At 32.9% G+C, this 20,651-nt stretch carries 29 protein-coding genes; 13 read left to right on the top strand and 16 right to left on the bottom strand.

Going from position 1 to position 20,651, the window contains the following annotated elements; genetic code table 11:
- Positions 1 to 85 precede the first annotated feature (85 nt).
- Positions 86 to 511 (top strand): hypothetical protein, encoded by a 426-nt coding sequence (locus WDZ98_RS01860; RefSeq protein ID WP_368058136.1) that lies wholly within the window; start codon positions 86 to 88, stop codon positions 509 to 511.
- 1 nt (position 512) lies between these two features.
- Here WDZ98_RS01860 and WDZ98_RS01855 read toward each other — a convergent pair whose 3' ends face one another.
- The 4 genes from WDZ98_RS01855 to WDZ98_RS01840 are packed head-to-tail and all read right to left on the bottom strand — an operon-like array spanning position 513 to position 2,570.
- Entirely contained in the window at positions 513 to 743 is a 231-nt protein-coding gene (locus tag WDZ98_RS01855; RefSeq protein ID WP_368058138.1) for a hypothetical protein, read from the bottom strand.
- Between the two features lie 37 nt (positions 744 to 780).
- Positions 781 to 1,008 (bottom strand): hypothetical protein, encoded by a 228-nt coding sequence (locus WDZ98_RS01850; RefSeq protein WP_368060908.1) that lies wholly within the window; start codon positions 1,006 to 1,008, stop codon positions 781 to 783.
- A 40-nt stretch (positions 1,009 to 1,048) separates the two neighbouring features.
- Positions 1,049 to 1,627 carry a hypothetical protein gene (locus WDZ98_RS01845; protein ID WP_368058142.1) on the bottom strand — a complete coding sequence of 193 codons (579 nt, stop codon included), beginning with the start codon at positions 1,625 to 1,627 and terminating at the stop codon, positions 1,049 to 1,051.
- Positions 1,628 to 1,670: 43 nt separating this feature from the next.
- The gene (locus tag WDZ98_RS01840; RefSeq protein WP_368058144.1) at positions 1,671 to 2,570 is read right to left on the bottom strand and encodes a hypothetical protein; all 900 of its coding nucleotides are present in this window, start codon (positions 2,568 to 2,570) and stop codon (positions 1,671 to 1,673) included.
- Between the two features lie 220 nt (positions 2,571 to 2,790).
- Here WDZ98_RS01840 and WDZ98_RS01835 point away from each other — a divergent pair, with 220 nt between their 5' ends.
- The gene (locus WDZ98_RS01835; RefSeq protein WP_368058146.1) at positions 2,791 to 4,062 is read left to right on the top strand and encodes an RAD55 family ATPase; all 1,272 of its coding nucleotides are present in this window, start codon (positions 2,791 to 2,793) and stop codon (positions 4,060 to 4,062) included.
- Here the strand turns inward: WDZ98_RS01835 and WDZ98_RS01830 are convergent.
- Positions 4,059 to 4,184 (bottom strand): hypothetical protein, encoded by a 126-nt coding sequence (locus tag WDZ98_RS01830; protein WP_368058147.1) that lies wholly within the window; start codon positions 4,182 to 4,184, stop codon positions 4,059 to 4,061. The two genes, WDZ98_RS01835 and WDZ98_RS01830, sit on opposite strands and share 4 nt — an antisense overlap.
- A 338-nt stretch (positions 4,185 to 4,522) precedes the next feature.
- Positions 4,523 to 4,831, bottom strand: coding sequence for a hypothetical protein (locus WDZ98_RS01825; RefSeq protein WP_368058149.1), 309 nt, complete (start codon positions 4,829 to 4,831; stop codon positions 4,523 to 4,525).
- A gap of 211 nt (positions 4,832 to 5,042) precedes the next feature.
- Here WDZ98_RS01825 and WDZ98_RS01820 point away from each other — a divergent pair, with 211 nt between their 5' ends.
- Complete coding sequence (locus WDZ98_RS01820; protein WP_368058151.1) at positions 5,043 to 5,261, top strand: hypothetical protein; 219 nt, start codon at positions 5,043 to 5,045, stop codon at positions 5,259 to 5,261.
- A 193-nt stretch (positions 5,262 to 5,454) separates the two neighbouring features.
- Here WDZ98_RS01820 and WDZ98_RS01815 read toward each other — a convergent pair whose 3' ends face one another.
- The 3 genes from WDZ98_RS01815 to WDZ98_RS01805 form a co-directional block, all read right to left on the bottom strand.
- On the bottom strand, positions 5,455 to 7,230 hold the full coding sequence (locus WDZ98_RS01815; RefSeq protein WP_368058153.1) for a cation:proton antiporter: 1,776 nt from the start codon (positions 7,228 to 7,230) through the stop codon (positions 5,455 to 5,457).
- 80 nt (positions 7,231 to 7,310) lie between these two features.
- Complete coding sequence (locus WDZ98_RS01810) at positions 7,311 to 9,503, bottom strand: elongation factor EF-2 (protein WP_368058155.1); 2,193 nt, start codon at positions 9,501 to 9,503, stop codon at positions 7,311 to 7,313.
- A 48-nt stretch (positions 9,504 to 9,551) separates the two neighbouring features.
- Positions 9,552 to 10,454, bottom strand: coding sequence for a sugar isomerase (locus tag WDZ98_RS01805; protein WP_368058157.1), 903 nt, complete (start codon positions 10,452 to 10,454; stop codon positions 9,552 to 9,554).
- An 83-nt stretch (positions 10,455 to 10,537) separates the two neighbouring features.
- Between WDZ98_RS01805 and WDZ98_RS01800 the strand changes: the two genes are divergently transcribed.
- The 4 genes from WDZ98_RS01800 (at position 10,538) to WDZ98_RS01785 (ending at position 12,567) form a co-directional block, all read left to right on the top strand.
- Positions 10,538 to 11,365, top strand: a complete 828-nt coding sequence (locus tag WDZ98_RS01800) for an MqnA/MqnD/SBP family protein (RefSeq protein WP_368058159.1) — start codon at positions 10,538 to 10,540, stop codon at positions 11,363 to 11,365.
- A 26-nt stretch (positions 11,366 to 11,391) separates the two neighbouring features.
- Positions 11,392 to 11,682 carry a hypothetical protein gene (locus WDZ98_RS01795; protein ID WP_368058161.1) on the top strand — a complete coding sequence of 97 codons (291 nt, stop codon included), beginning with the start codon at positions 11,392 to 11,394 and terminating at the stop codon, positions 11,680 to 11,682.
- Positions 11,683 to 11,729: 47 nt separating this feature from the next.
- Positions 11,730 to 12,005 carry a hypothetical protein gene (locus WDZ98_RS01790; RefSeq protein WP_368058163.1) on the top strand — a complete coding sequence of 92 codons (276 nt, stop codon included), beginning with the start codon at positions 11,730 to 11,732 and terminating at the stop codon, positions 12,003 to 12,005.
- 256 nt (positions 12,006 to 12,261) lie between these two features.
- Positions 12,262 to 12,567 carry an MTH1187 family thiamine-binding protein gene (locus WDZ98_RS01785; RefSeq protein WP_368058165.1) on the top strand — a complete coding sequence of 102 codons (306 nt, stop codon included), beginning with the start codon at positions 12,262 to 12,264 and terminating at the stop codon, positions 12,565 to 12,567.
- On the opposite strand, the gene WDZ98_RS01780 is transcribed toward WDZ98_RS01785, so the two are convergent.
- On the bottom strand, positions 12,564 to 13,661 hold the full coding sequence (locus WDZ98_RS01780; RefSeq protein WP_368058167.1) for a radical SAM protein: 1,098 nt from the start codon (positions 13,659 to 13,661) through the stop codon (positions 12,564 to 12,566). The two genes, WDZ98_RS01785 and WDZ98_RS01780, sit on opposite strands and share 4 nt — an antisense overlap.
- Before the next feature lie 75 nt (positions 13,662 to 13,736).
- Here WDZ98_RS01780 and WDZ98_RS01775 point away from each other — a divergent pair, with 75 nt between their 5' ends.
- Positions 13,737 to 13,910 carry a hypothetical protein gene (locus WDZ98_RS01775; protein ID WP_368058169.1) on the top strand — a complete coding sequence of 58 codons (174 nt, stop codon included), beginning with the start codon at positions 13,737 to 13,739 and terminating at the stop codon, positions 13,908 to 13,910.
- Here the strand turns inward: WDZ98_RS01775 and WDZ98_RS01770 are convergent.
- Together WDZ98_RS01770 and WDZ98_RS01765 are read right to left on the bottom strand one after the other, a co-directional pair.
- Positions 13,897 to 14,394 (bottom strand): tetratricopeptide repeat protein, encoded by a 498-nt coding sequence (locus tag WDZ98_RS01770; protein WP_368058171.1) that lies wholly within the window; start codon positions 14,392 to 14,394, stop codon positions 13,897 to 13,899. The two genes, WDZ98_RS01775 and WDZ98_RS01770, sit on opposite strands and share 14 nt — an antisense overlap.
- 75 nt (positions 14,395 to 14,469) lie before the next feature.
- Entirely contained in the window at positions 14,470 to 14,697 is a 228-nt protein-coding gene (locus tag WDZ98_RS01765) for a tetratricopeptide repeat protein (protein ID WP_368058173.1), read from the bottom strand.
- A gap of 122 nt (positions 14,698 to 14,819) precedes the next feature.
- On the opposite strand from WDZ98_RS01765, the gene WDZ98_RS01760 reads away from it, so the two are divergent.
- Both WDZ98_RS01760 and WDZ98_RS01755 read left to right on the top strand, forming a co-directional pair.
- Entirely contained in the window at positions 14,820 to 15,263 is a 444-nt protein-coding gene (locus WDZ98_RS01760) for an Lrp/AsnC family transcriptional regulator (RefSeq protein ID WP_368058175.1), read from the top strand.
- 10 nt (positions 15,264 to 15,273) lie between these two features.
- Positions 15,274 to 15,828 carry a DnaJ domain-containing protein gene (locus WDZ98_RS01755; protein WP_368058177.1) on the top strand — a complete coding sequence of 185 codons (555 nt, stop codon included), beginning with the start codon at positions 15,274 to 15,276 and terminating at the stop codon, positions 15,826 to 15,828.
- Here WDZ98_RS01755 and WDZ98_RS01750 read toward each other — a convergent pair.
- A complete protein-coding gene (locus WDZ98_RS01750; RefSeq protein WP_368058179.1) occupies positions 15,825 to 16,229 on the bottom strand; it encodes a hypothetical protein in 405 nt (134 codons plus the stop codon). The genes WDZ98_RS01755 and WDZ98_RS01750 overlap by 4 nt on opposite strands.
- Positions 16,230 to 16,341: 112 nt before the next feature.
- Here WDZ98_RS01750 and WDZ98_RS01745 point away from each other — a divergent pair, with 112 nt between their 5' ends.
- From WDZ98_RS01745 to WDZ98_RS01735, 3 genes are all read left to right on the top strand, one after another.
- Positions 16,342 to 17,658, top strand: coding sequence for an HD domain-containing protein (locus WDZ98_RS01745; RefSeq protein WP_368058181.1), 1,317 nt, complete (start codon positions 16,342 to 16,344; stop codon positions 17,656 to 17,658).
- Positions 17,659 to 17,733: 75 nt separating this feature from the next.
- Entirely contained in the window at positions 17,734 to 18,141 is a 408-nt protein-coding gene (locus WDZ98_RS01740; protein ID WP_368058182.1) for a hypothetical protein, read from the top strand.
- A 198-nt stretch (positions 18,142 to 18,339) separates the two neighbouring features.
- Positions 18,340 to 18,483, top strand: coding sequence for a DUF5679 domain-containing protein (locus WDZ98_RS01735; protein WP_368058184.1), 144 nt, complete (start codon positions 18,340 to 18,342; stop codon positions 18,481 to 18,483).
- Positions 18,484 to 18,499: 16 nt separating this feature from the next.
- Here the strand turns inward: WDZ98_RS01735 and WDZ98_RS01730 are convergent, their stop codons facing one another.
- The 3 genes from WDZ98_RS01730 to WDZ98_RS01720 all read right to left on the bottom strand — a co-directional run bounded on the left by WDZ98_RS01730 (position 18,500) and on the right by WDZ98_RS01720 (position 20,598).
- Positions 18,500 to 18,751 carry a hypothetical protein gene (locus WDZ98_RS01730; RefSeq protein WP_368058186.1) on the bottom strand — a complete coding sequence of 84 codons (252 nt, stop codon included), beginning with the start codon at positions 18,749 to 18,751 and terminating at the stop codon, positions 18,500 to 18,502.
- 52 nt (positions 18,752 to 18,803) lie between these two features.
- Entirely contained in the window at positions 18,804 to 19,178 is a 375-nt protein-coding gene (locus WDZ98_RS01725) for a hypothetical protein (protein WP_368058188.1), read from the bottom strand.
- Between the two features lie 121 nt (positions 19,179 to 19,299).
- Entirely contained in the window at positions 19,300 to 20,598 is a 1,299-nt protein-coding gene (locus tag WDZ98_RS01720) for a hypothetical protein (protein WP_368058190.1), read from the bottom strand.
- Positions 20,599 to 20,651 lie beyond the last annotated feature (53 nt).

The raw sequence follows: 20,651 nt of genomic DNA, 5'->3' as shown, positions 1-20,651 counted from the left end.
TTTGAATTAATAGTAAATTACAAAGATAAATTGATTGAAAAAATTGTTAAATAAATTATAATAATACAACAAAATTAATTTTAATGTGACCGAAAAAATTTGGCTAGGTGAAATTTATTTAAAAAATGAAGGAGGTTATGAAATAATCGTAAAATCATTAAATCATTATAAAAACAGATTAAAAACACTTGATAATAGTCCCGAGCTAAAAAATTCTGGAGCAATGTTTGCATCAATTTTAAATCAACAAGCAATGAAGACAATTCCAAAGATAGATGAAATGATTAAAAAAATTCTCAATTGTTTAAAAGATATTCAAGATGTAAATTTTGTTGATGAGGACATTTCATTTTTAGAAAAAGCACTTACTTGTTATGAATCAGACATTCACAAAGCAGAAGATACAGGTTATGAATATTTTTTAAATTTGGTCGGAAATATGTTACAAGCTAGAAAAGATTTAGGAATAATTAAAATCGCATTATCAAAAATAAATCAATTTTCTGAATAATTTACAAACCTTGCAAATACCAATCTAGATATGGAAGTAGTGTTTTACATTGAATCAATTTTTCTTTTTCGTCTTGAATGTTCTCTATTTTTTGAATTTTTCCTTCTAGATATTCCACTATTAGTTTATTTTTAAAATGGGGTTTTATGGAATTTAAGACTTCAATGAATTCACTAGATGAAACATGTTCAAAATCAGCTAAAATAGAATCAATTTGTTCTTTTAAAGACATGTGATCTTTTGCAAATACCCATTATTATTTTATATAGTTACAAAAGATCATCATCATTCCAAGTCAGACGGAATTTCCCAGTTACTCGGAACATATTTAGTTTTCCTCCTTCTTTAAAATTTAATTTATAAGATTTATGTGACGTATCTTCTATCTCCAGAGAAACATTATTCTTTAGAGTTTGAAAAACAATTGGATTATTTGATGTTTGTTTCCAATCACTGTCATCAAAATCCATGTAAAATTTAGTATACAACAATCCCATAAGTATAATGAAATAGACTTGAATAATAACTAGATGTACATCATGTATTATGAAAGATAGGGACGTATATCTCCATATTACTTGAAATTGAAGGTAAAACTATTTCAAAATCTTTATCTTTCCGAATTATAGATAAAACTTGATGAATTAATTGTTGAATTGTAAGGTGTTCATCTCGATATAGTGTTTTTTTAGGATTTTTTATAGAATCCAAAATAGTAAAACCGTTGTCTGTACGAATCAAGTTTTGTAGAAGAGTATCGACAATTAAAATTTTTTCATCGATTGTTTTATGAGAATAATCAATGTCAAGGCGTTTTATTTCTAATTTCAGATCATGATAGGCAATAGTAGTATTTCTCTCAATTCTACGCTGTAATTTTTGATCATAATTTTCTGTAGCTGTATAAAATTTCATGTTGCCATCCGCCCTAACAAAAATAACTTCTTTTTCCAATAACGAATCACGTGTTTTCTCAAAGGTTGTTTTTGCCATAAATTGAGGAACAATCTTTTTCATCAAGGCATTATGATGTTGATTAGGATTATTTTTAATGAATTCAAACACAACTCGTTCACGCTCAAGTGTTTCCGGATTAGGCTTTGATTGGCTCATCATTAGTAGGTCGACCTATATTAGGTAGGTTAACTAATAAATATTGTTATTCAGACACATCTACAAAGTCAAAAAATGATTGTAAATATTCAAAACGCAGGATGAAAGGAGCAACACCATACACGCTATCACCAATAATTAGACTGTCATAGTCAGACAAAAAAATGTATGTTTGATGACTGATATTGCCATCAGCAAAAATCAATTCCATATTAAGATCAGTATTAATTGTAAACTCTGAGTCAAATGTAATAGTGTTTTGGAAAGTCCAATCTGAAGATGCTTTAAAATATTCTAACAATGTTTCAGGAATGATAATTTCCACATTTCCGTCACCTTCTTCTAATAAAGCATTTACAGAATTAATGACACCGGTATGATTTCGAGTAAGAATAATATGTTTCACATCTTTGTTAGGAAATTCGTTTAATTCTTCAAACACTTTCTTTGTAGAGTCATATGAATTTGGAGTATCAATAACAATTAATCCATCATCACCTTCGATAATGATACTTTGTGTTCCAAGAGAATCAACAATTAACCAAATATGATCATCGAGTGAAAATATTTGAGGATAATTTGAAAGTTGTGTTTCAACAGAGTCACCTAAAGTACCAGCATTATCAAGATTAGTTTTTATTTCAGAAATAGTTTCAGATTTTTCTATTAATTCATCAGATTCATTAATGGGCAAAGAAGTTTCTAGATCTTCTAATTGTATGTCAGATAATGGAAATTCATCAATTTCATTAGAACTGACTGAATAAATGATTTCAGCGATTCCCAAACGTTCCCAAGATATTGCAGTTGAAGGATCAACACAGACATAATCTTGGTGGGTTAACCTATGTATCAAAATCTGACCTTCTCTACAACCAGCTTGAATATCTTCTTGGGCTTCAGATTCAACAGAAGCAAACGAAGTAGGAAAGAGGCTTACAGACATGATCAACATCAAAGGCAAAATTAGCAAGATATTCAGATTCATCAAAAATATGAAGGATTCATGATATTTCCAAATAGAAATTAACATACGTGAATTCAAAGGTTAAGAATAATAGATCAATTTTCAATCCAAATCCAATTCTGATCGCACAAATAATTGACTCTAAAGAGAATTTTGATTATTCATAACTCATTACTTGAAAATACATAATCTGTAACTATTGGATTTAGATCAAATTGTTTTCAAGCTAAAAGAAAGTCTTGAAAAGGATTATGGGGATTACGGTCGAACACAATACATTATTGAAAAGCTACAAAAAAATGTACAATTGCCAAAATCAGATTATTTGTATATTGATAGAATGATAAAGTTGTGTGAACCAGTAATTGAAGCATGTGAAGATAAAAAAATTATCGAGAACAGTTTATCAGAAGATTTGGTAAAATGCCATCATTGCGAGATGCAAATTAAACTAGATTCCAAATCAATTAGAAAAAACAGTTTTTGGTTTCATGACAAATGCTTTGAAAAAATCCCAATAATCAAAACAACACATCAACAAAAAATTGAAAAAATTCCAGACAGAATACAACCAAAGAAAATTGTTAAATCAAAAACATCATACCCTCAAATGATCTTTACTGGAGGATTACTAGTATCATTAGTTGGAACAACATATTTTCTTGTAGGAGAAGTAATAACTGCAATTGTGGGTATTTGTGGAGCATCATTATTTTTTGTAACATTCAAGCCACAAATCAGATCAAAGAAAAAAACAATTGGCATTGTAAAAACAGGCATTCCAGGTTTTGATTTATTTTTATCAGCAGGCTTCAAAAAAAATAGTTCAGTATTAATTTCAGGTCCTCCAGGTAGTGGAAAAACAACATTGGGATTACAATATATTTATTCAGGAGCAAAAGAGTTTGATGAGCCTGGGGTGTACCTATCTTTGGCTCAAAATATTGAGGAAATAAAGAACGACTGTAAATCATTTGGATGGGATATTGAGAAATTAATTCATAATGGAAAAATTTTGATGGCTGATTTAAGACCATTTAAAATTAAAGAAAAATCAATTGAAAGAGATGATTCACTATACAGAGGAGAACAGATTGCATTTGAGCATTTAACAAAATTTATTTTAAATAGCATAAAAAAAATTAATGCAAAACGAGTCGTGATTGATTCAATCTCAATTCTTCAAATGCAATACTCGGATAAATTTTACATGAGACAGGGATTACAAGGGATGCTTCAAGCCTTGGGAAATTTTGGAGTGACAAGTTTACTTCTTTCAGAAGTCTCTGAAAACGACAAAACACCATTGGAAGGTTTTGCAACGTCTGGAATAATTCAATTAGACAATCAAATCATAAACAATGAGATAAAACGAACCATCAAAATTACAAAATTACGTGGAATTGAACACAGCCAACATATTCACACCCTAGAATTAAGAGATGATGGTTTGCATGTTCATGAAGACTAGGATTCATCGTCAGATATAGAATTTAGTTTTTTTCTTACCGCCTCTTCGATTTCTTGTTTGAGCTTGTCTTCTTCTTCAATGAGTTCTTTTTTGAAGCGTTTTTCCCAATAGTTTTTTACCATTATTATTCATATCAGATTTAAACAAGTTGGAAATAAGGGCTTCGACGATTTTGAGGCTAGGAAATTATCTTAAGAGAAATAAAGTGTGCATCATGAAACCACAGAGAAATCATCCATTTGGGTTAAATACAAATTTTGAAATAGATATCACCTAACACACCATGAGGTTTGATGAGAAATCATCAAATTTCATGAATTATAATTTAAAACAAAAGATTGCCAAATACCTGTACAAGAATTGCAATCACACCAATTATCAAAAGCTTGATACCTAGTTTCACACTATAACTAAAAGAAGTAGAAACTTAAGCATATTGATGAATTTAAAAATTAAAAAGTCATCGAGCAGGTCTCTTAAAACTCGGCATAATATTACAATTTGAAGCAGAAGCTAATTGTGATTTTTTATCCAAGAGGGATGGATTGTTGTTTAGATCATCAGTAGAGTCATTTTTAATTTTGTAAATTTTTTTGACAGAGTTTGTACTTTGATTTTGTTTTGCAATTATATTAGTAGGAGAAATTTTTTTTGTTTTCTTGGTATTTTTTGGTTTTTTATCTAATGTGCTTTTTTTGGTCCATTTGATATTTTTAAAATCAGATGATGAAGATTGTTCAATATTATAATCCCCTAATGATTTTGCCATGTTGTTCTTAGTGTATAGGATCTTATGTTCTTTTCAACAAACAATAGCCATATTCTTTAAAAAAAATACTAAAATCAAGAAATAATGAATTTTTTACTCTGTGTTACAGTGTTCTAACAAATGAAAGCACTTTCAGGAAGGCACCATTTGAATCGAGATTATATCTCAGGTAAAGATTTCTTTTAAATAACACAGTCTTCATGAACATACTATGGCAGACTATAATGCAATAAAATCCAGTGTTGAAAAAAACGGTGAATTGATGATTCGAATCGATACTGGAGAAAAAATCGAACTGCATAAACACAATGTTACCTTTGAAGACTCGCGAAAAGAGATTGTAATCGATGCAGGTACTGAAACAATTTGGATTCCAGCTGATAAGGTAACATATTACTGGTTACACCGAGAAGGGTTCGAGAAAGAATAATCCTTCTTTTTATTTTTTCAAACCTCCAACAAATCATACTGTTCAACATCATCTAGTCATTGCTGAAATCTATCCCAAATTTACGTATCAGAGAGGATCTTATATTACAACAATAACGTATTTTCACATCTAAATCAGATGGATGTCATTTTTACTCTTTAGTGAATAAAAAGGAAAGGATCCGATCATTAGATTATTTTTCATCATCAGAAGATAGCCAATTATCAAACAAATGAGTCTGTGTAAGTTTACGTATAGAAAAAATGATATCAAGAAACAGTGGTATCATCACCGCAAATCCTATTGTAGAAATTATTACCTTGGCATTTTCTATTTGGAAATCTACAAAACTAATGAATATTGCAACTAAAAGTAAAATCAAACCAATAAAAATAATATCACGCAAAACTCGATGTATTGGTTTATTGATAAGTTGTTTTTCTTTTTGTCCATATCTGATCGTAATCGTATTTGAGATTTTATCGATTATCCCTTCTGTTTTTCCAATTACCAAAAATATTGGATATGCTATAATGAGTGAAGTCAATATCCCAAGAAAAATCGATGGGCTCATAAAGAATGGAACGTCTGGATCTTCTAAAAGCGAAATTATTGACGGTGTAAAATAATTCAACAATGCAAGCAATGATGTGATTATTATAAAATGAACCAATATCGTTGGTCCGTATTTTTTGAAATTATTTTTTTTACTGATCTGAGGAACGGTTTTTTCTTTTAACGAACCAGCCCCTACAAATCTACCTGCAAAGAAAATGTAGTTCAAGAGTTTTTTTGGAATTATTGATCTCTGATCTGCAATCGTAGGTAAAGATCGTAAAAGAAGAGGCATTGCAAGCATAGTAGTAAGAGATACGACTATGGTAACAGGATAAATGGACTCGTTTATGCTTCCACTATCTACGCCTAATTTAGCTATGATAAACGAAAATTCTCCAATAGGAATCATCATAGCGCCAATGGTTGTTGCACTGATGAAGGTGTTACCAGACATGGATGCGGCAAACATGTTTCCAATGAATTTTCCAAATATTGCTACAATTACTATTGGGATTGCAATCCATATCGCATCTGGAATCAATGTGATGTTTACAAGCATTCCAATTGAGACAAAAAATATTACAATGAAAAAATCCTTTAATGGTAACACCTTAGGAATTATCTTTTCAGAGAACTTGGATGATGCAATTATCATTCCCATTAAAAATGCCCCGATTGCACTGCTTAAACCCAAGAAATGCGCAAGAACTGCCAAGCCAAATGTCAGAGCAAGTGCAGTGATAAATGGAGCTTCCTCCATGTTAATTTTTGATACTCGTTCCAATAACTTTGGAACTATCTTTATGCCAATTGCCAAAGTTAGAACAAAAAACAATATGCTTTGAATTATGAGTGATCCTACGTCGGTTATAGCAAAATTATCTCCAGCCGAAGCGTTTCCAAGTAATGTCAAAAGAAGAACCGCTGCAAGATCCTCTATTATTAATATGGTAATTACTGTATCCCATTCTTTTGTATTTACTAGATTAAGATCTCGCAGAAATCTGAGCGATATCGCTGTACTTGTAATTGACAAAATACTTCCTAAGAAAAGTGCTTCAAGATGAGACCAGCCAAGTGCCACTGCAACAATATATCCTAAAAAGAAAACAATCCCGAGCTGAACTGTTCCAATAATAACTCCGCTTAACCCGACACGCCTTAACTTGTTAATACTAAATTCTAATCCTACAACAAAAAGCAAAATTATGATTCCAAATTCTGCTAAAAGATTGACTAATTCTGCATTATCTATTACGCTTAATCCATATGGTCCTACAATTATTCCAACTAAAATAAATCCAATTATGGTTGGAAATCTTATCTTGTGCATCAGCCATGCTCCGATCATACCTCCACCAAAAAGAATTGCAAGGAGGCTTAGGAATTCAGTTGTTCCTGCAGATACCACTATGTTACACGCATTGTTCTACATTAAAAATTTATTTAACAACTTTAGATGGACTCACAAAATGGGGGGGCATTCTATTTTTACTCTCTGTCGATAAATTCAGAAACACCTGGTGGTTCTGGGGCAAGTCCTTTTCGCTTTCTAATATCAGCTACTGCCGGACCTAACATAGATTTTGGAACTTCAGTCCAAGCTTTAAATGATGTGTTCCATGTTGCACGTCCTGCAGTTTGACCTCTCATTGCTTCAGACAAATTAAATGTCTCAGAAGCTGGAAGTTCACCTACAACAATACTTGATGCGCCTTTTTGGGACATGTCAAGTACTTTACCGCGTTTACCAGAAAGAATCGTTGCCACGTTTCCAACCAAATCCGTTGGGACACGCACCTCAATTGCAAGGGTTGGCTCTAAAACAGCAGTACCTGCAGTAAGTAAAGCACCCATACAGGCACGACGTGCAGCAGGTCCTAATTGAGACAAACCTCTATGTGCAGTGTCTTCATGAGGAACAAAGTGAGTAAAGGTGAATTTACAATCCCTCATCTGTTCTTTACAAAGAGGTCCTTCTTTCATTACTTCTTCAAATCCAGAATTGATTGAATCAGTTGATTCTTGAACGAACTGAACACCTTTTGTTCCGTTAATCAAAACATTACCACGTGAGTCAAATTTCATAACTCTCTTAATTGTATCCGTATCCCATCCAGCTTTCTTTAATAATTCTGCAACGACCTTTTTGTCTTTCATATCACTGATTTCACCAGTTCTTAACATATGTGCAATTGCTGGTTCAAGAGGCTCTACTTTCATGAAAAGCTTGTTATGTCTATTAGGAGATTTTGCCATGATTGGATCACATCCACCTTTAACGGTTTCTCTATAATTAATCAAAGGTTCAGAAGTTACAATATCACATTTAGCATCTTGAATTCTATGGGTTGCAACATCCAAGTGTAATACGCCCATACCGGCAACAATTGTTTCGCCACTTTCTTCATCAATTTTTACAATCAAGTTTGGATCTTCAATTGTTAGTTGTCTTAGAATTTCTACTAGCTTGGGTAAATCTTTAGGATGTTTTGGCTCGATTGCAATTTGAACCACAGGTTCTGAAACATAATGTACACCTTCAAACACAGGTATGCCTTTGACTGAAGATAATGTGTTACCTGCTCTGCATTCAGTTAATCCAAGCAATGCAGGAATATTTCCAGCTCCTAATTCTCCTACTTGTTCTCTTTGGTTTCCCATAAAGAAGTTAACAGATTGAACTCTTGCTTCTTTTTTCTCATCTATGATATTGATGGTTTGCCCGTCTTTGATAGTGCCAGAAAATAATCTTCCAATTGCAACAGGACCTGCGGCAGGATCTAATACCATGTTGACGACCATCATAATTGTCGGACCATCATCACTGCATGCTAGTAATGCTTTTCCAATATCTGAATCTAAATCACCTTTCCAAATTTGTGGAATTCTATATTGAACTGCTTGTGCAGGAGCCGGATGATGTTTAACAACCATTCCAAGAACCGCGTCAGCTAGTGGTGCTCGCTCTACAAGATCGGACACTTTTTCATTAGTATAAGCATCAATTACATCTTTGAATGTGATTCCCCTCTCTTTCATAATATCGACATTGATTGCCCATCTGTCTTTTGCAGAGCCAAACGTTACACTGGCATCTTGAATTGAGACTTTCCATTTTTCCTTGAATTCAGGTTCTGCATATGTGTCAATTAGTTGATTAAAATTTGAAACTACTTCTGCCAACTGTGCTTGCATTTTTTCAGGAGTTAGGCGAAGTTCTTTGATGAGTCTATCTACTTTATTGATAAACAAAACTGGTCTTACTCTTTCTTCAAGAGCCATTCTAGTCACAGTCTCAGTTTGAGTCATAATGCCTTCTACTGAATCACATACAACTACGGCACCATCGATTGCTCTAAGGCTTCGAATTACCCTGCCACTAAAATCTACGTGGCCAGGAGTGTCAATCATGTTAATAACATATTCTTGATCTTTTTGAGTGAAAAGCAGTGTTACGTTTGCTTGGTAAATTGTAATTCCTCTTTGTTGTTCTTCTTTATCAAAATCCATTGCAAGTGCTTTTCCAGCAGCTGATGGTGCAATGATTCCAGAATACGCCAAAAGGCTATCACTCATTGTAGTCTTTCCATGATCTACGTGAGCAATAACACCAAAGTTACGGATGTTTGCCTTGTTCTTGATAATCTTCATAACCTCAGCAGTTGACTTGAATTTTGCCATATTCGAAAAACTTTGGATTCAGGTATTAAACCTTAGCCTTCTAAAAGATCAGTAGATCATTTGATTAGAGACATTACGGATATTTTTTTCCGTAACAAAATGACATTCTTTCTTTCTTTTCTTTTTAGCCTCATAGAGTGGTAGCAACTGAGAAAGAAAAGTGCAGTAGATCATTTGAGAAAACTTCTCAGCAGGAACGTCAGGATGTATCACATTGATTCCAAGTTTTTTGAGATTTTTTTCCAATTGTGCAGAGTGTGAATTTTTTGTCTCAAATATTATTACAGTATCTCTTTTTTTAACAGAAAACAATTCCATGTGAGAGAATTGCTCAAGTCTAGAATAATGAACGTCATATCCCAGAATCTCATAAAATTTTGCAGCACAATACATGGCCAAAGGAAAGGTATGCTGATTACCTAAAACAAAAATCCTCTTTGATATTTTTGCTTTTCTAGAAAACAATACAGATTTTTCAAATAGCATAGTATTTGGAATTTTGATATTTTTAACAAGCGAAATACAGGTTAATGCACTCTCCAAAAAAGAGATACTGCCTGCAGTAAAAACACCGCTGTTGGGGGATTTCAGCAAGATTACTCTATCAGAGGCCCTTGCCAATTTACTCTGAGGTTGAGATGTAATTGCGATTGCTTTTTTTGCAATTTTTGCAGTATTGATGTTTGTTATTGTATTTCCAGATACGGATACAAAATAGACGTGCTTTGTTTTTGCCAATTTTTTATTTTGATATAGATCTAGTGGGTCCATTGCTTTTACTAGCCCATCAGAAAAAGATTCTGCAAGCATTGCAGATACTAAAGAATCACCACTGCCAGAGAAGATCATATTTTTTTGTTGATTGAATGATAATGTTTTTTGTTTTTTAAATGATTTTAAAAAGTCTAATTGCAAGTGGATATCTTTTTCATATGCTTCAATAGAATTCATAATTTCAAATATTTTCTGACATATATTAGAAAAACGATTTAATGCAGGTTTTGATATTTATTACGAGAATTTAGAAAAATTGCATGGAGATTTCTGTTGGACATACACCTGATTCAGACGATGCATTCATGTTTTACGGAATGTTTACAGGTAAAATTCCATCACCTGATTTTAAAGTAAATCATGTAATTGAAGATATTGAGAAACTAAATCGTAAAGCAACAAACCCAGAATTAGACGTGACTGCAGTTTCAGTTCATGCATGTGCATACATTCCAGGGTATACAATATTGAGGAGTGGTGGAAGTTTCGGAATAAACTATGGGCCAATAGTAACTGCAAAGAAACAAATGACAATAGAGGAGATAAAGAAATCTAAAATTGCAATACCAGGTAAAATGACATCTGCATTTTTACTATTGCAGTTAATGATTGGGAAATTTGATTATGTTGAAATGAATTTTAGCGAGATTCCAGAAGCCGTTAAATCAGGCAAAGTCGATGTAGGTCTAGTTATTCACGAAACACAGTTATCTTACGAGCAAGAGGGAAATGTCAAAATTTTAGATGTGGGTGAGTGGTGGAATAAAATAACTAATGGATTACCTGTTCCACTTGGAATTAATGTAATGAGAACAGATTTGGGCATGGAAACCATTGTAAAATTTGATAAATATCTACAAGATTCAATTGAGTTTGGGTTGGCAAATTTTGATGATGCATTAGAATATGCAATGCAATATGCCAGAGGAAAAGAACACAGTTTAATTGAAAAATTTGTAAAAATGTATGTAAATCAAGTGACTGTCAATATGGGAGAGTCAGGAGAAGAATCAATCAGAAGATTATTTGAAATGGCAAAAAAGAAAGGGTTGGTGCCAGACTTTGAAATTAATATTGCCAGCAAATAATTATAGTACAAAAAAAATTAACAATTATGGGAGACGGAATTGGGGGGGCAGTAATTTCAATTCTTACAAATAATGCTTTTGAATTGCTAATCAGCCATACAAGAAAAGACAATCAAGAACAATATGGAAAAGTAGAAAAAATCATTATGAGTAAAATTGATGATCCTGAACATCCTCAATATGAAGAAAAAACAAAGGAGGACTTGGAACGTGCATTAAAAGGTAAATTTGTTTCATGCAATGTTCAATATAGAGATAAAAATACAGATGCACTAGTATGCAATGTCTTTGTTCAAAGACCACCTGAAGGATTCTAAAGTTTGTAAAATACCTAATATATGATGAAATACAATTGTGATTTAGAATGGTTCTCGTAGATAAAAAAATTCTAAGTGGAGGATTAGTCATGATTAGTGTGGGAATAATTCTCACGGTTGTCTTTGCAGAACAGCCAACAGGTCAAGCAGGTATGACTGAAGAAGAAATAATTGACTTGATGATAGCAGAGGATGAAAATCAAGCTTATCAGTTATTGTCAGGCGTTTTAATAGGAGTAGGATTTTTGCTAGTTTTGATCAGTTTTGGTGCAAGAAGAAGAAAAGGCAGTGTCAAAAGAGCAGAAAAAAAGCCTGCAGAATAGTATCGTATTAACGGTATAAATCGAATTTCTTTTTACAATTACCACAGAATTTTTGTTTGGTTTTCTTACTTTCTGTACCTAAATCAGCCCCACAACGGTCACATTTGGTTTTAATCATGATTTTAGTTCCAACTTGAATTCAATCAAAGTATCTTGGCTTTGAATGTTGATTATATCATTGATTGTATTTTACAGGGTATAAAAATAACCAAAATAAGTACAGATATTATTAATCAGAAAACAACATAGAATTATCTTGATTCAAGCTGAAATCAGCATATACCCAATGGCCACTAGAACTACTAGTGCTAGTTTTTACATTGCAAAGGCAATAGAATCAATTAAAAAAATAGACAATCTCAGATATGAGATCAATGCAATGGGTACAATTCTAGAATCAGACAACATGGATGTGATTAATTTAGCTGCAAAACAAATGATGGAAACGGTTCACAATTTGGGGATTGCTAGAGTAGAAGTAATAATCAAAATAGATTCAAGAAGAGACAAGCATGTCAAAATGGAAGAAAAACTAGAATCAATTAAAAAACAGATGAGCTAGAATTTTTTTAAAATTCCAAAATGAGTGTTTCTTTGGGCTGGAATACGTCCGATTTCTTTAACCATCGTTGCCAATTCTTCAACAGATGAAGATGTTGCTTTTCCAGCTGCACGGTAAATCTCCTCAGAAAATGCAGTTCCAACTAAATCACTACCCCCATTAGATAATGCAACTTGTGCCAGTTTCTTGCCATATGCAACCCAATAAACAGAAATATTATTCAGAACATTTGCAAGCATCAATCTAGACAATGCAATAATTCTCAAATCATAAACAGATGAACATTCATTGGTTACCAAATGTTCTTGTTCTAACTCAGTATTATCTAGGCTGAATTTTAAAGGAATTAACGTTATGAAACCATTTGTTTTCTTTTGTAATTCACGAATCTTTATAAGGTGATCAATAATATGTTCAGGTTTTTCAATGTGACCATAAAGCATTGTAACATTACTTTTAATATTCATGTTGTGAGCTTCTTCAATTACATCAAGCCATTGTTGTCCAGTACATTTTCCCCTCACAATTTTTTCGCGAATCTCTGGATGAAATAGTTCAGCGCCGCCACCAGGCATGGAATCAAGTCCTGCATCTTTAAGACGAGATAAAACTTCTTTAGTAGAATTCTTTGTTAGTTTAGATAAATAAAAAATCTCGGCTGCGGTTAGCGCTTTAATGTTAAGTTGAGGATGGCTTTTCTTTATGGTTCTCATCATGTCTTCGTAATACTCTAATGGAAGTTTTGGATGGAATCCTCCGACAATATGAACTTCAGTTGCACCCATTTGTTTTGCAATACCAACTCTTGTTTCAATTTCTTGTGGAGTCAATGTATATGCATCATCTGCACCATCTTTACGATAAAACGCGCACATTTGACAACTAGCAGCACACACATTAGTATAGTTCATGTAGTATGAAGCAGCAAAAGTCACAGTATCCCCAACTAGTTTTTTTCTAGCATTATCTGCAACGGCTGCAAGTAAGTGTAGATTATCATAATTCATCAATTCAAGCCCATCATTGTAAGAGAGTTCTTCTCCAGCAATAGCACGATCTAACGCTTGAGAGTCCTTGACTAAATTTTCTAACATACGAGTTTGTTTGCCTATCATGATATATTTCTTATAGTCTCAAGAGATAAGTATACAGTAAGAATACAATCAGTTATGGTATTACCACTAGTTGACGAGCATAAACCAAAATGTTATTTGTGCCATGAGGGATTTGAGAATATTGAAAAATTAAGAGAACATCAAAAAATAACACATGCAGATTTTTTTCAAGATAATCAAATACAGAATAAACGAGAGCCAGCTCCTGGCGATGTTACCGTGTTTTAGATTTTTTTTCTTTAATTGATTTTAAAAGATCTTGAGCAATGTCTTTAGAAATACTTGCCAAGTCATAATGCTTGTCAATAGATAATGCCTTTTTAAAATGCATAATTGCGTCTTGCAATTTACCCATCTCCCCTAATGAAAGCCCCTTATACGCAAGTGCCATCGTACATTTTTTATCAATCTTTAAAGCAGCTTCATAGCATTCAATTGCTTCAAGATATTTTTGGCTTGAATGTAAGGCAGTACCCTTGTTTAATAACGCATCAAGATTGTTAGGAGAAATATCAAGTGCTTTGTCATATGAGCGAATAGCAAGTTTAAATTTTCCCATATTTTGTAACGTTACTCCTTTGTCAATCAGTGCGCCAACATTATCAGGCATTTGCTTTAACACCGAATCATATAATTTTAAGGCATTAGAATAATTACCATCTTCTACATATTCAAATGCCTGAGATAACATATTCTCTATATCTTTATTCACGGTTACGGATAATATTTCGTTAATAATATAGATTGACTTTCAGTGAGCTCTGTTTACATATAATTAACAAGTCATCTATGATGCATTTCTATCTCTTGGTTCAATTTCTAAAGATTTGTTAAAACAATCTATTGCCTCTTCATATCTGCCTAAACTTCTAAGTGCAACACCTTTCAAATTCCAAAGATCCGGATCACTTTGATTCAAAAGTAACGCTTGTTCAAAAAGTCCAAGGGCATCATCAAAGTTTCCTTCACTCATCAAATGGTTTCCCTTTTCAACAAATTCCTTGATTTTCTCCATAAATGATACATCATGATAATGCTATTAAATTTGAAAAGTCAGAATTAAAAATAATGAGAAAAATTAAACAAATTTTCAAGAATTAACCGAAAATTTAAATAAATTTTGTACTATATGCTAGTATGGTTTTAGATAAAACAGATGAAAAAATTCTCAGAAATCTATTAGTTGATGCAAGACAGTCAGCAAGACAACTAGCACTAAATCTTGGAATGTCAACTGTTACCGTATTATCAAGAATAAAAAAAATGGAAAAAGAGAAAATAATTCATGGGTATACTGCAATCATTGACCATGAAAAAATTGGATACACTCTAACTGCAATTATTGAAATTATGGCAAAAAATGATAAAATTGTAGATATTGAAAAAGAGCTGTCAAAGTTTGAAAATGTCTGTGGAGTGTACGATATTACAGGTTCAACAGACACCATAATCATCGCAAAATTCAAAGAGAGAAATGAATTAAGCAAATTTGTAAAGGGTTTAGCATCCATTCCAAATGTAGAAAATACAATAACACATGTAGTTCTAAATACTGCAAAAGAAGATTTCAGATTATCATAGGAATTAAAAAATGAACAAGTTCAGTGTTTTTGTAATTGTATTGATGATGTTAGGTGGTGGACAGATGACAAATGCACAAAATGAAAATCTTGACATGGATCTTAAAGTGACAGATGAAGAAAAAATCATATTGTTTTCAGGATTTGCAGTTGCAGTGATTGGAATATTATTATTTTTAGCAAGAGACATCATATTAAGGAAAAAAACATCATATGATAAAAAAGAATTGGAATCTAAAAAAGACAAAACATTTGAAAAATATCATTCAGATTGGGGAGAGGATTATGAAGAATTAGGACAAAGACAAAACACAGTAGAAGATAAAGAATTTCGTGATGCTGCAATTAATGATGAATTACCAAACTATTATGAAATCATAGGAGTGTCAAAAGATGCATCGGTAGAAGAAATCAGAAATAAGTTTAGAGAATTAGCAAAGAAAACACATCCGGATAAAACAAAAGAGAATTCAGAAGAAAAAATGGCTGAATTAAACAAAGCATATGAAATTCTTTCAGACAAAGAGCGCAGAGAAAAATATGACAAATATCTTAAAGTAGACTAGACAGAATCTAGTTTCACAATAATCATGCTAAGCTCAATGGAATCTGGAGTTTGAACACTATTTATCAGATTAGTGAACATCTCAAGATCAATTATACTGCCATCAGAGTCAATCTGAGATGTGATTTTTAATTCGCCAAATTCAGTATTAGGTCCAAGCATCTTTTTTGTCAACAGTGAAACAATAGAAAGATCTTTAATTATGCCCTTCATTTTGTAGGCAAATTTATCTGAAAAATACACACCGCCACGAGTTGTAGGTTCATTGACAGGAATTGGAGAGTTCGTGATGGAGACAGATGTGAGAGGATATGATTTATCATTTAGACATAATGTAAAGTTTTGAGAATTTTGTCGATGTATTTTCATTATTTGCTCTAACAAATCCTTGTTAAATGACATTGAAAAATAACCAAATCATAATTCTATTGAGTGTTTCTAAATAATCAGGAAAAAGATATGTAATTAGAGGTCAAAGATCATATTTAAAAACAAGAATTTTGATCGATTATTATTGCAGCAGTTTGCAAATACTCTTTCAATGAGAAATGAAATTCTCAATCAAATGGTACAAAATGGATTAGAAGATGATTGTTATGTTGAGATGCTAGATTATACAATTGATTTGTTTGAAAGTCAAGGGCTTGGGAGAGATTATTACGGATATCACAATATCAACCATGAATTAGAAGTCACATATGTTTCACTTTTAGCCAAAGACCAAAAAAAAATTCTATTTACAAATGAAGACATGAAATATCTGTATGTTGCAGCATTGTTTCACGATTTTGATCCTCAAAAAAATGTAGATAAACCACACGAAGAGAGCGTCATAAAATTTATTTCTATGGATAAAAAGCTTAGTCAATTAATTAAAACTGCAAACATTGATTTAGAAATAATCAAGGTATTGATTTTAAGAACAACGTATCCGTGGAGTGGAGAATTAAGAAAAAATGCAGAGATGCAAATCAAACAATGTTTTGAAAAGTCAGATTTGACAAGAAATAACATCCAATATCAACAACACATTATTGAAATGGGATGGTATCTATCAGTAGTAGACAGAATCAGCGGCTATGCATTGGGAGATTTTTCACAAGCAATGATGATGGCAAAAATGAACGCGCATGCATTAGCATGGAAACCATCATTAATCGTAAGAAGTGCAGTTGCATATTTTGAAGAGTTATTAAATAAAGAAGCAGACATGACAAGAGAAGTTTTAAAAGTTCTCTCAAAAGAAATGAGAAAGAATTTTTTTGATACAGTGTTATCATTTATGAGAATAAGACAACAAGAAATTTCAATTCAAGCTGATTGTGCTTATGAAAATCTCAAGTTTATTCCAACAATAGAATCAATGACTACAAGAGAGGATCCAAATTTCATCAAAACACTATATGACATTTTCATGGAATTACCATTGCCACTACAATTTCAAAAAGAAAAATTTGAAGAATCAGTGAAAGACCCACACGTGATTATAAACACGTTAAGACTGAATGATAAAAACGGAGAGATTATTGGATTTTCAAAAGGAGGACCACTTGAAAACTACAAATTGCGAGAAGAAATAAGAGATGAAAATTATGGTTTAGAGAATACAGTATTTTTAGAACCATTAGCATTGAAGATGGGGTATTGGGGGTTAAAAGGAGGCAGTGAAATGCGCCACATGTTCATTATGCAATCACATTCTATGAAATACAAATATTTGACAAGTTTTGCGTTACGAGATGTAATCAGAGCTAGAATAGAGAAGGAAGAGGCAGAATTTGTTACAATGTTTGACCCCGAAAGATGGGATTACTATAGAATTAAAATCTAAATTCTCAATTTATAAAATTCAGAAACCCTTTAGTAACTAAAAATCATCCCAAAAACCGTGTGGATTAAAGGCATCATGGTTCTGATCATTTTGATGATCACAATAAGTATCACTCCGGCATTTGCACTAAGTGAATTAGAAAGAGGATCAATTGTGAATCCAAGATTAGAAAATGCATTTGGAGCACCTATGATAGGAAACATAAACGCAGGCCAACAAGTTCAGATTTCAGCAGACATTACAAATCATCAAGAAAAATCCCAGAATTTCATATATCTTGTTCAGATAAAAAATGAATCAAGGATAGTGGTATCATTGGGGTGGATTAGTGGACAGTTAACACCAGATCAAAAACTTAGTCCATCATTGTCATGGTCACCAAAAGATCCTGGCAAATTTACTGCAGAAATTTTTGTTTGGTCAGGGTTTAAAGACCACAGTGCATTATCCAATAATGTAGAATTGACAATCAATGTAAGTTAAGAAATGGATGAAATAATTTTAGATGAAAATAGTATCAATATTTAAAAAATACGAAGAATTTGTTCCTGAAAATGATCATGATTGCACCCTATACGAAAAAAGTTGTTCTGTAACACAATAATTAAGATCAGAGGTTTGTCTAATAGTAAAAAAAGTTCAACAAGTCTTCGCTAATATAACCTTGAGCCTAATACGTGTATGACAATAGGATATTGTGTAAAGTGCCGAGACAAACGAGAAATCGGAGGCGCTAAACCATACACCATGAAAAATGGCAAACCAGCAATAAAAGGCACATGCCCAAAATGCAGTACTGCCATATTCAGAATTGGCAGCGGATAAAATTCTCACGAGAAGTTTAGTACTGCCATTCACTAGTAAGGCCATTCCATAGGCAGCGCATTGGGGATGGATCTTTTTCTATTTCTTGAGTGATCCTATTTTTCAATACGAAGAAAAAATTCTCCAAAGCATCAACACCACCATCAGAATACAATTCATGTCCAATCTCAGTAATTCTTTTATGCTTTTCAGATATTTCTATAGAGTCAAAGTTTTGAAGACAGAACGTCATTAAATCTATCAATTCTTCTTCCAACATGAAATCCATTACAAATCATGTGTAATAATCAAATTTAGGTATTAAGATTAGAAAAAAGAGATTATTTTAGACGTCTATAGATCTCTTTGAATTCCAAAGACAGGTTATATGATATGTTCAGCAAGTGAGCTAGTTGATTCATTGATGTTTTATCATGGCCAAGTTGCCGTAGAATAGTCAAAGCCTTTTGAGGAGAACTAACAGACAATGAGTTTTGTCCAGACCATGTCTTAAAAGCATCATCCACATCCAAACTGAAATTTAAAACAAACTCCTTCCAATTTGGCATCGATTTTAGCGCTTTTTCAGTTAAAAGCACATGAGATAATTCTCTAAACTCATTTTTCCTATCAACGTACAACATGTCAAGAGCTTTACTAATTTTATTCTCATTGTACTTTGGAGAGTTCAACATATACATTCCAGCTATACTCATGTTATACTATTCTCATACTCAGAGATAAAGCACATAGTTGATTCTCTGAAAATATGTAACAATTTTTTAAAAATAATTAACAAATGTAAAGAATTTAAAAAAATAAAAAAAGGTTTTGATTTTATTGGAATGGATCAATAAATGGACAGTTAACTATATGGTCACTATCCATTGGACGCGCAATACCAATGTCTATCAAGCCAGATTCCTTGTATGCATTCAAATCATCAATGGTTTCAAGCAATTGTGCTTCTGCAGGATCATTCCATCCTGTCATGAAAATTCTCCACATGGGAGAATAGTTTGCATCACCGGGAGCTCCTGCTGCAATTCCAGGTTGGAATCCCATAGGACCAGTACCTTTCAGACCATTTTTGAATTGAAACAAGTCAACTGCTGCTGAATTTGCAATTAATTTTGCAGAGGTTGGTGAACTAACAACACCCATCATGCCTGCAGGATCACTGGGAGTAGCATCTGTTACAATGTAATAGATTGTTCTACCATCTGGACCCCAACCACGATGAGCAATGAAAGTTACAGTCATCTCTTCTGTATCAATATCAAGAACTTGTCCACCACCGTATGGTGTTTCATCAGTCAAAGTTTTGTCCTCTTTGACTAACATCTGACCCTCAGGCCAAACTATTTGTGGCATGTTCAAAACAACACTAACTTCAGTTAATGTAATTTCTTTTTTATCAGCTGCACTCATAATCATTTCTTCAGAATCTAGAATTCGTGGAGTTGCACCATCATTCCATGTTACGTGAACATGCGAAGTTAATGCGCTGTACATTTCTGCTTGTGCAGGCGTACTGGTGAATACTTCATCTTGGAATCCATGAACACCCATTCCTTGAACACCGTTGGTGAACATGTAGGTTTTTGAGAGGGCATCCTGTGGAGCATTCTTCAATAATGGAGCAAGTTCAACTTTCCATCCTTGATTTTTTGTTATGAGATCTGCATGAGTTGGATCACTAGAGTCAGTGATGATAAAATAAACATCACCACCATCATAGTATCCATGATGCAGAGGTATTGTTGCTGGAACATTTGCTCTTGATAATCTAAGTACAGAATCCATATCTGTTTCAGTCTCTTGTTCCATCATAGTTTCTTCCATCATGAGTGAATCTTTTTTCATAGACTCGTCCATTTTCATGACCTTCTCAGGAACTTTTTCGACTGGTGCTGCAGGAGTTGATTTGTTTTTTTCTGCCATCCAAGCAGATTTACCGCCTGGAATTTCAGAACATAACTGTAATCCACAGACATCAGTACTAGAACCATATTGTGACGTTGCAGTGCCTTTGGATTTGATTGCCTCAGCATCTGTAAAGTAATCAGTTGTCAGTCCTGTAGTAAACAGAGGAAGGATTGCAAGAATTGCAATGTATCTTAGACTCTTGTTCATATTAGAAAATACAAATTTTTCTTTAAAAGAATTTGTCCAAATCAGTCAGCCTC

Source organism: Candidatus Nitrosopumilus sp. (assembly GCF_040878665.1).
In the GTDB taxonomy this organism is placed as follows: Archaea; Thermoproteota; Nitrososphaeria; order Nitrososphaerales; family Nitrosopumilaceae; genus Nitrosopumilus.
The sequence above is the reverse complement of the archived record's forward strand: the minus strand, read 5'-3'. Positions and strand labels throughout refer to the sequence as shown.

Excerpts from the sequence above, each read along its gene's own strand:
- WDZ98_RS01855 (WP_368058138.1), bottom strand. The coding sequence starts at position 743 with ATGTCTTTAAAAGAACAAATTGATTCTATTTTAGCTGATTTTGAACAT.
- WDZ98_RS01850 (WP_368060908.1), bottom strand. The coding sequence starts at position 1,008 with ATGGGATTGTTGTATACTAAATTTTACATGGATTTTGATGACAGTGAT.
- WDZ98_RS01845 (WP_368058142.1), bottom strand. The coding sequence starts at position 1,627 with ATGATGAGCCAATCAAAGCCTAATCCGGAAACACTTGAGCGTGAACGA.
- WDZ98_RS01840 (WP_368058144.1), bottom strand. The coding sequence starts at position 2,570 with ATGTCTGTAAGCCTCTTTCCTACTTCGTTTGCTTCTGTTGAATCTGAA.
- WDZ98_RS01830 (WP_368058147.1), bottom strand. The coding sequence starts at position 4,184 with ATGGTAAAAAACTATTGGGAAAAACGCTTCAAAAAAGAACTCATTGAA.
- WDZ98_RS01825 (WP_368058149.1), bottom strand. The coding sequence starts at position 4,831 with ATGGCAAAATCATTAGGGGATTATAATATTGAACAATCTTCATCATCT.
- WDZ98_RS01820 (WP_368058151.1), top strand. The coding sequence starts at position 5,043 with ATGGCAGACTATAATGCAATAAAATCCAGTGTTGAAAAAAACGGTGAA.
- WDZ98_RS01810 (WP_368058155.1), bottom strand. The coding sequence starts at position 9,503 with ATGGCAAAATTCAAGTCAACTGCTGAGGTTATGAAGATTATCAAGAAC.
- WDZ98_RS01805 (WP_368058157.1), bottom strand. The coding sequence starts at position 10,454 with ATGAATTCTATTGAAGCATATGAAAAAGATATCCACTTGCAATTAGAC.
- WDZ98_RS01800 (WP_368058159.1), top strand. The coding sequence starts at position 10,538 with ATGGAGATTTCTGTTGGACATACACCTGATTCAGACGATGCATTCATG.
- WDZ98_RS01795 (WP_368058161.1), top strand. The coding sequence starts at position 11,392 with ATGGGAGACGGAATTGGGGGGGCAGTAATTTCAATTCTTACAAATAAT.
- WDZ98_RS01790 (WP_368058163.1), top strand. The coding sequence starts at position 11,730 with ATGGTTCTCGTAGATAAAAAAATTCTAAGTGGAGGATTAGTCATGATT.
- WDZ98_RS01780 (WP_368058167.1), bottom strand. The coding sequence starts at position 13,661 with ATGTTAGAAAATTTAGTCAAGGACTCTCAAGCGTTAGATCGTGCTATT.
- WDZ98_RS01775 (WP_368058169.1), top strand. The coding sequence starts at position 13,737 with ATGGTATTACCACTAGTTGACGAGCATAAACCAAAATGTTATTTGTGC.
- WDZ98_RS01765 (WP_368058173.1), bottom strand. The coding sequence starts at position 14,697 with ATGGAGAAAATCAAGGAATTTGTTGAAAAGGGAAACCATTTGATGAGT.
- WDZ98_RS01760 (WP_368058175.1), top strand. The coding sequence starts at position 14,820 with ATGGTTTTAGATAAAACAGATGAAAAAATTCTCAGAAATCTATTAGTT.
- WDZ98_RS01755 (WP_368058177.1), top strand. The coding sequence starts at position 15,274 with ATGAACAAGTTCAGTGTTTTTGTAATTGTATTGATGATGTTAGGTGGT.
- WDZ98_RS01750 (WP_368058179.1), bottom strand. The coding sequence starts at position 16,229 with ATGTCATTTAACAAGGATTTGTTAGAGCAAATAATGAAAATACATCGA.
- WDZ98_RS01740 (WP_368058182.1), top strand. The coding sequence starts at position 17,734 with ATGGTTCTGATCATTTTGATGATCACAATAAGTATCACTCCGGCATTT.
- WDZ98_RS01735 (WP_368058184.1), top strand. The coding sequence starts at position 18,340 with ATGACAATAGGATATTGTGTAAAGTGCCGAGACAAACGAGAAATCGGA.
- WDZ98_RS01730 (WP_368058186.1), bottom strand. The coding sequence starts at position 18,751 with ATGGATTTCATGTTGGAAGAAGAATTGATAGATTTAATGACGTTCTGT.
- WDZ98_RS01725 (WP_368058188.1), bottom strand. The coding sequence starts at position 19,178 with ATGAGTATAGCTGGAATGTATATGTTGAACTCTCCAAAGTACAATGAG.
- WDZ98_RS01720 (WP_368058190.1), bottom strand. The coding sequence starts at position 20,598 with ATGAACAAGAGTCTAAGATACATTGCAATTCTTGCAATCCTTCCTCTG.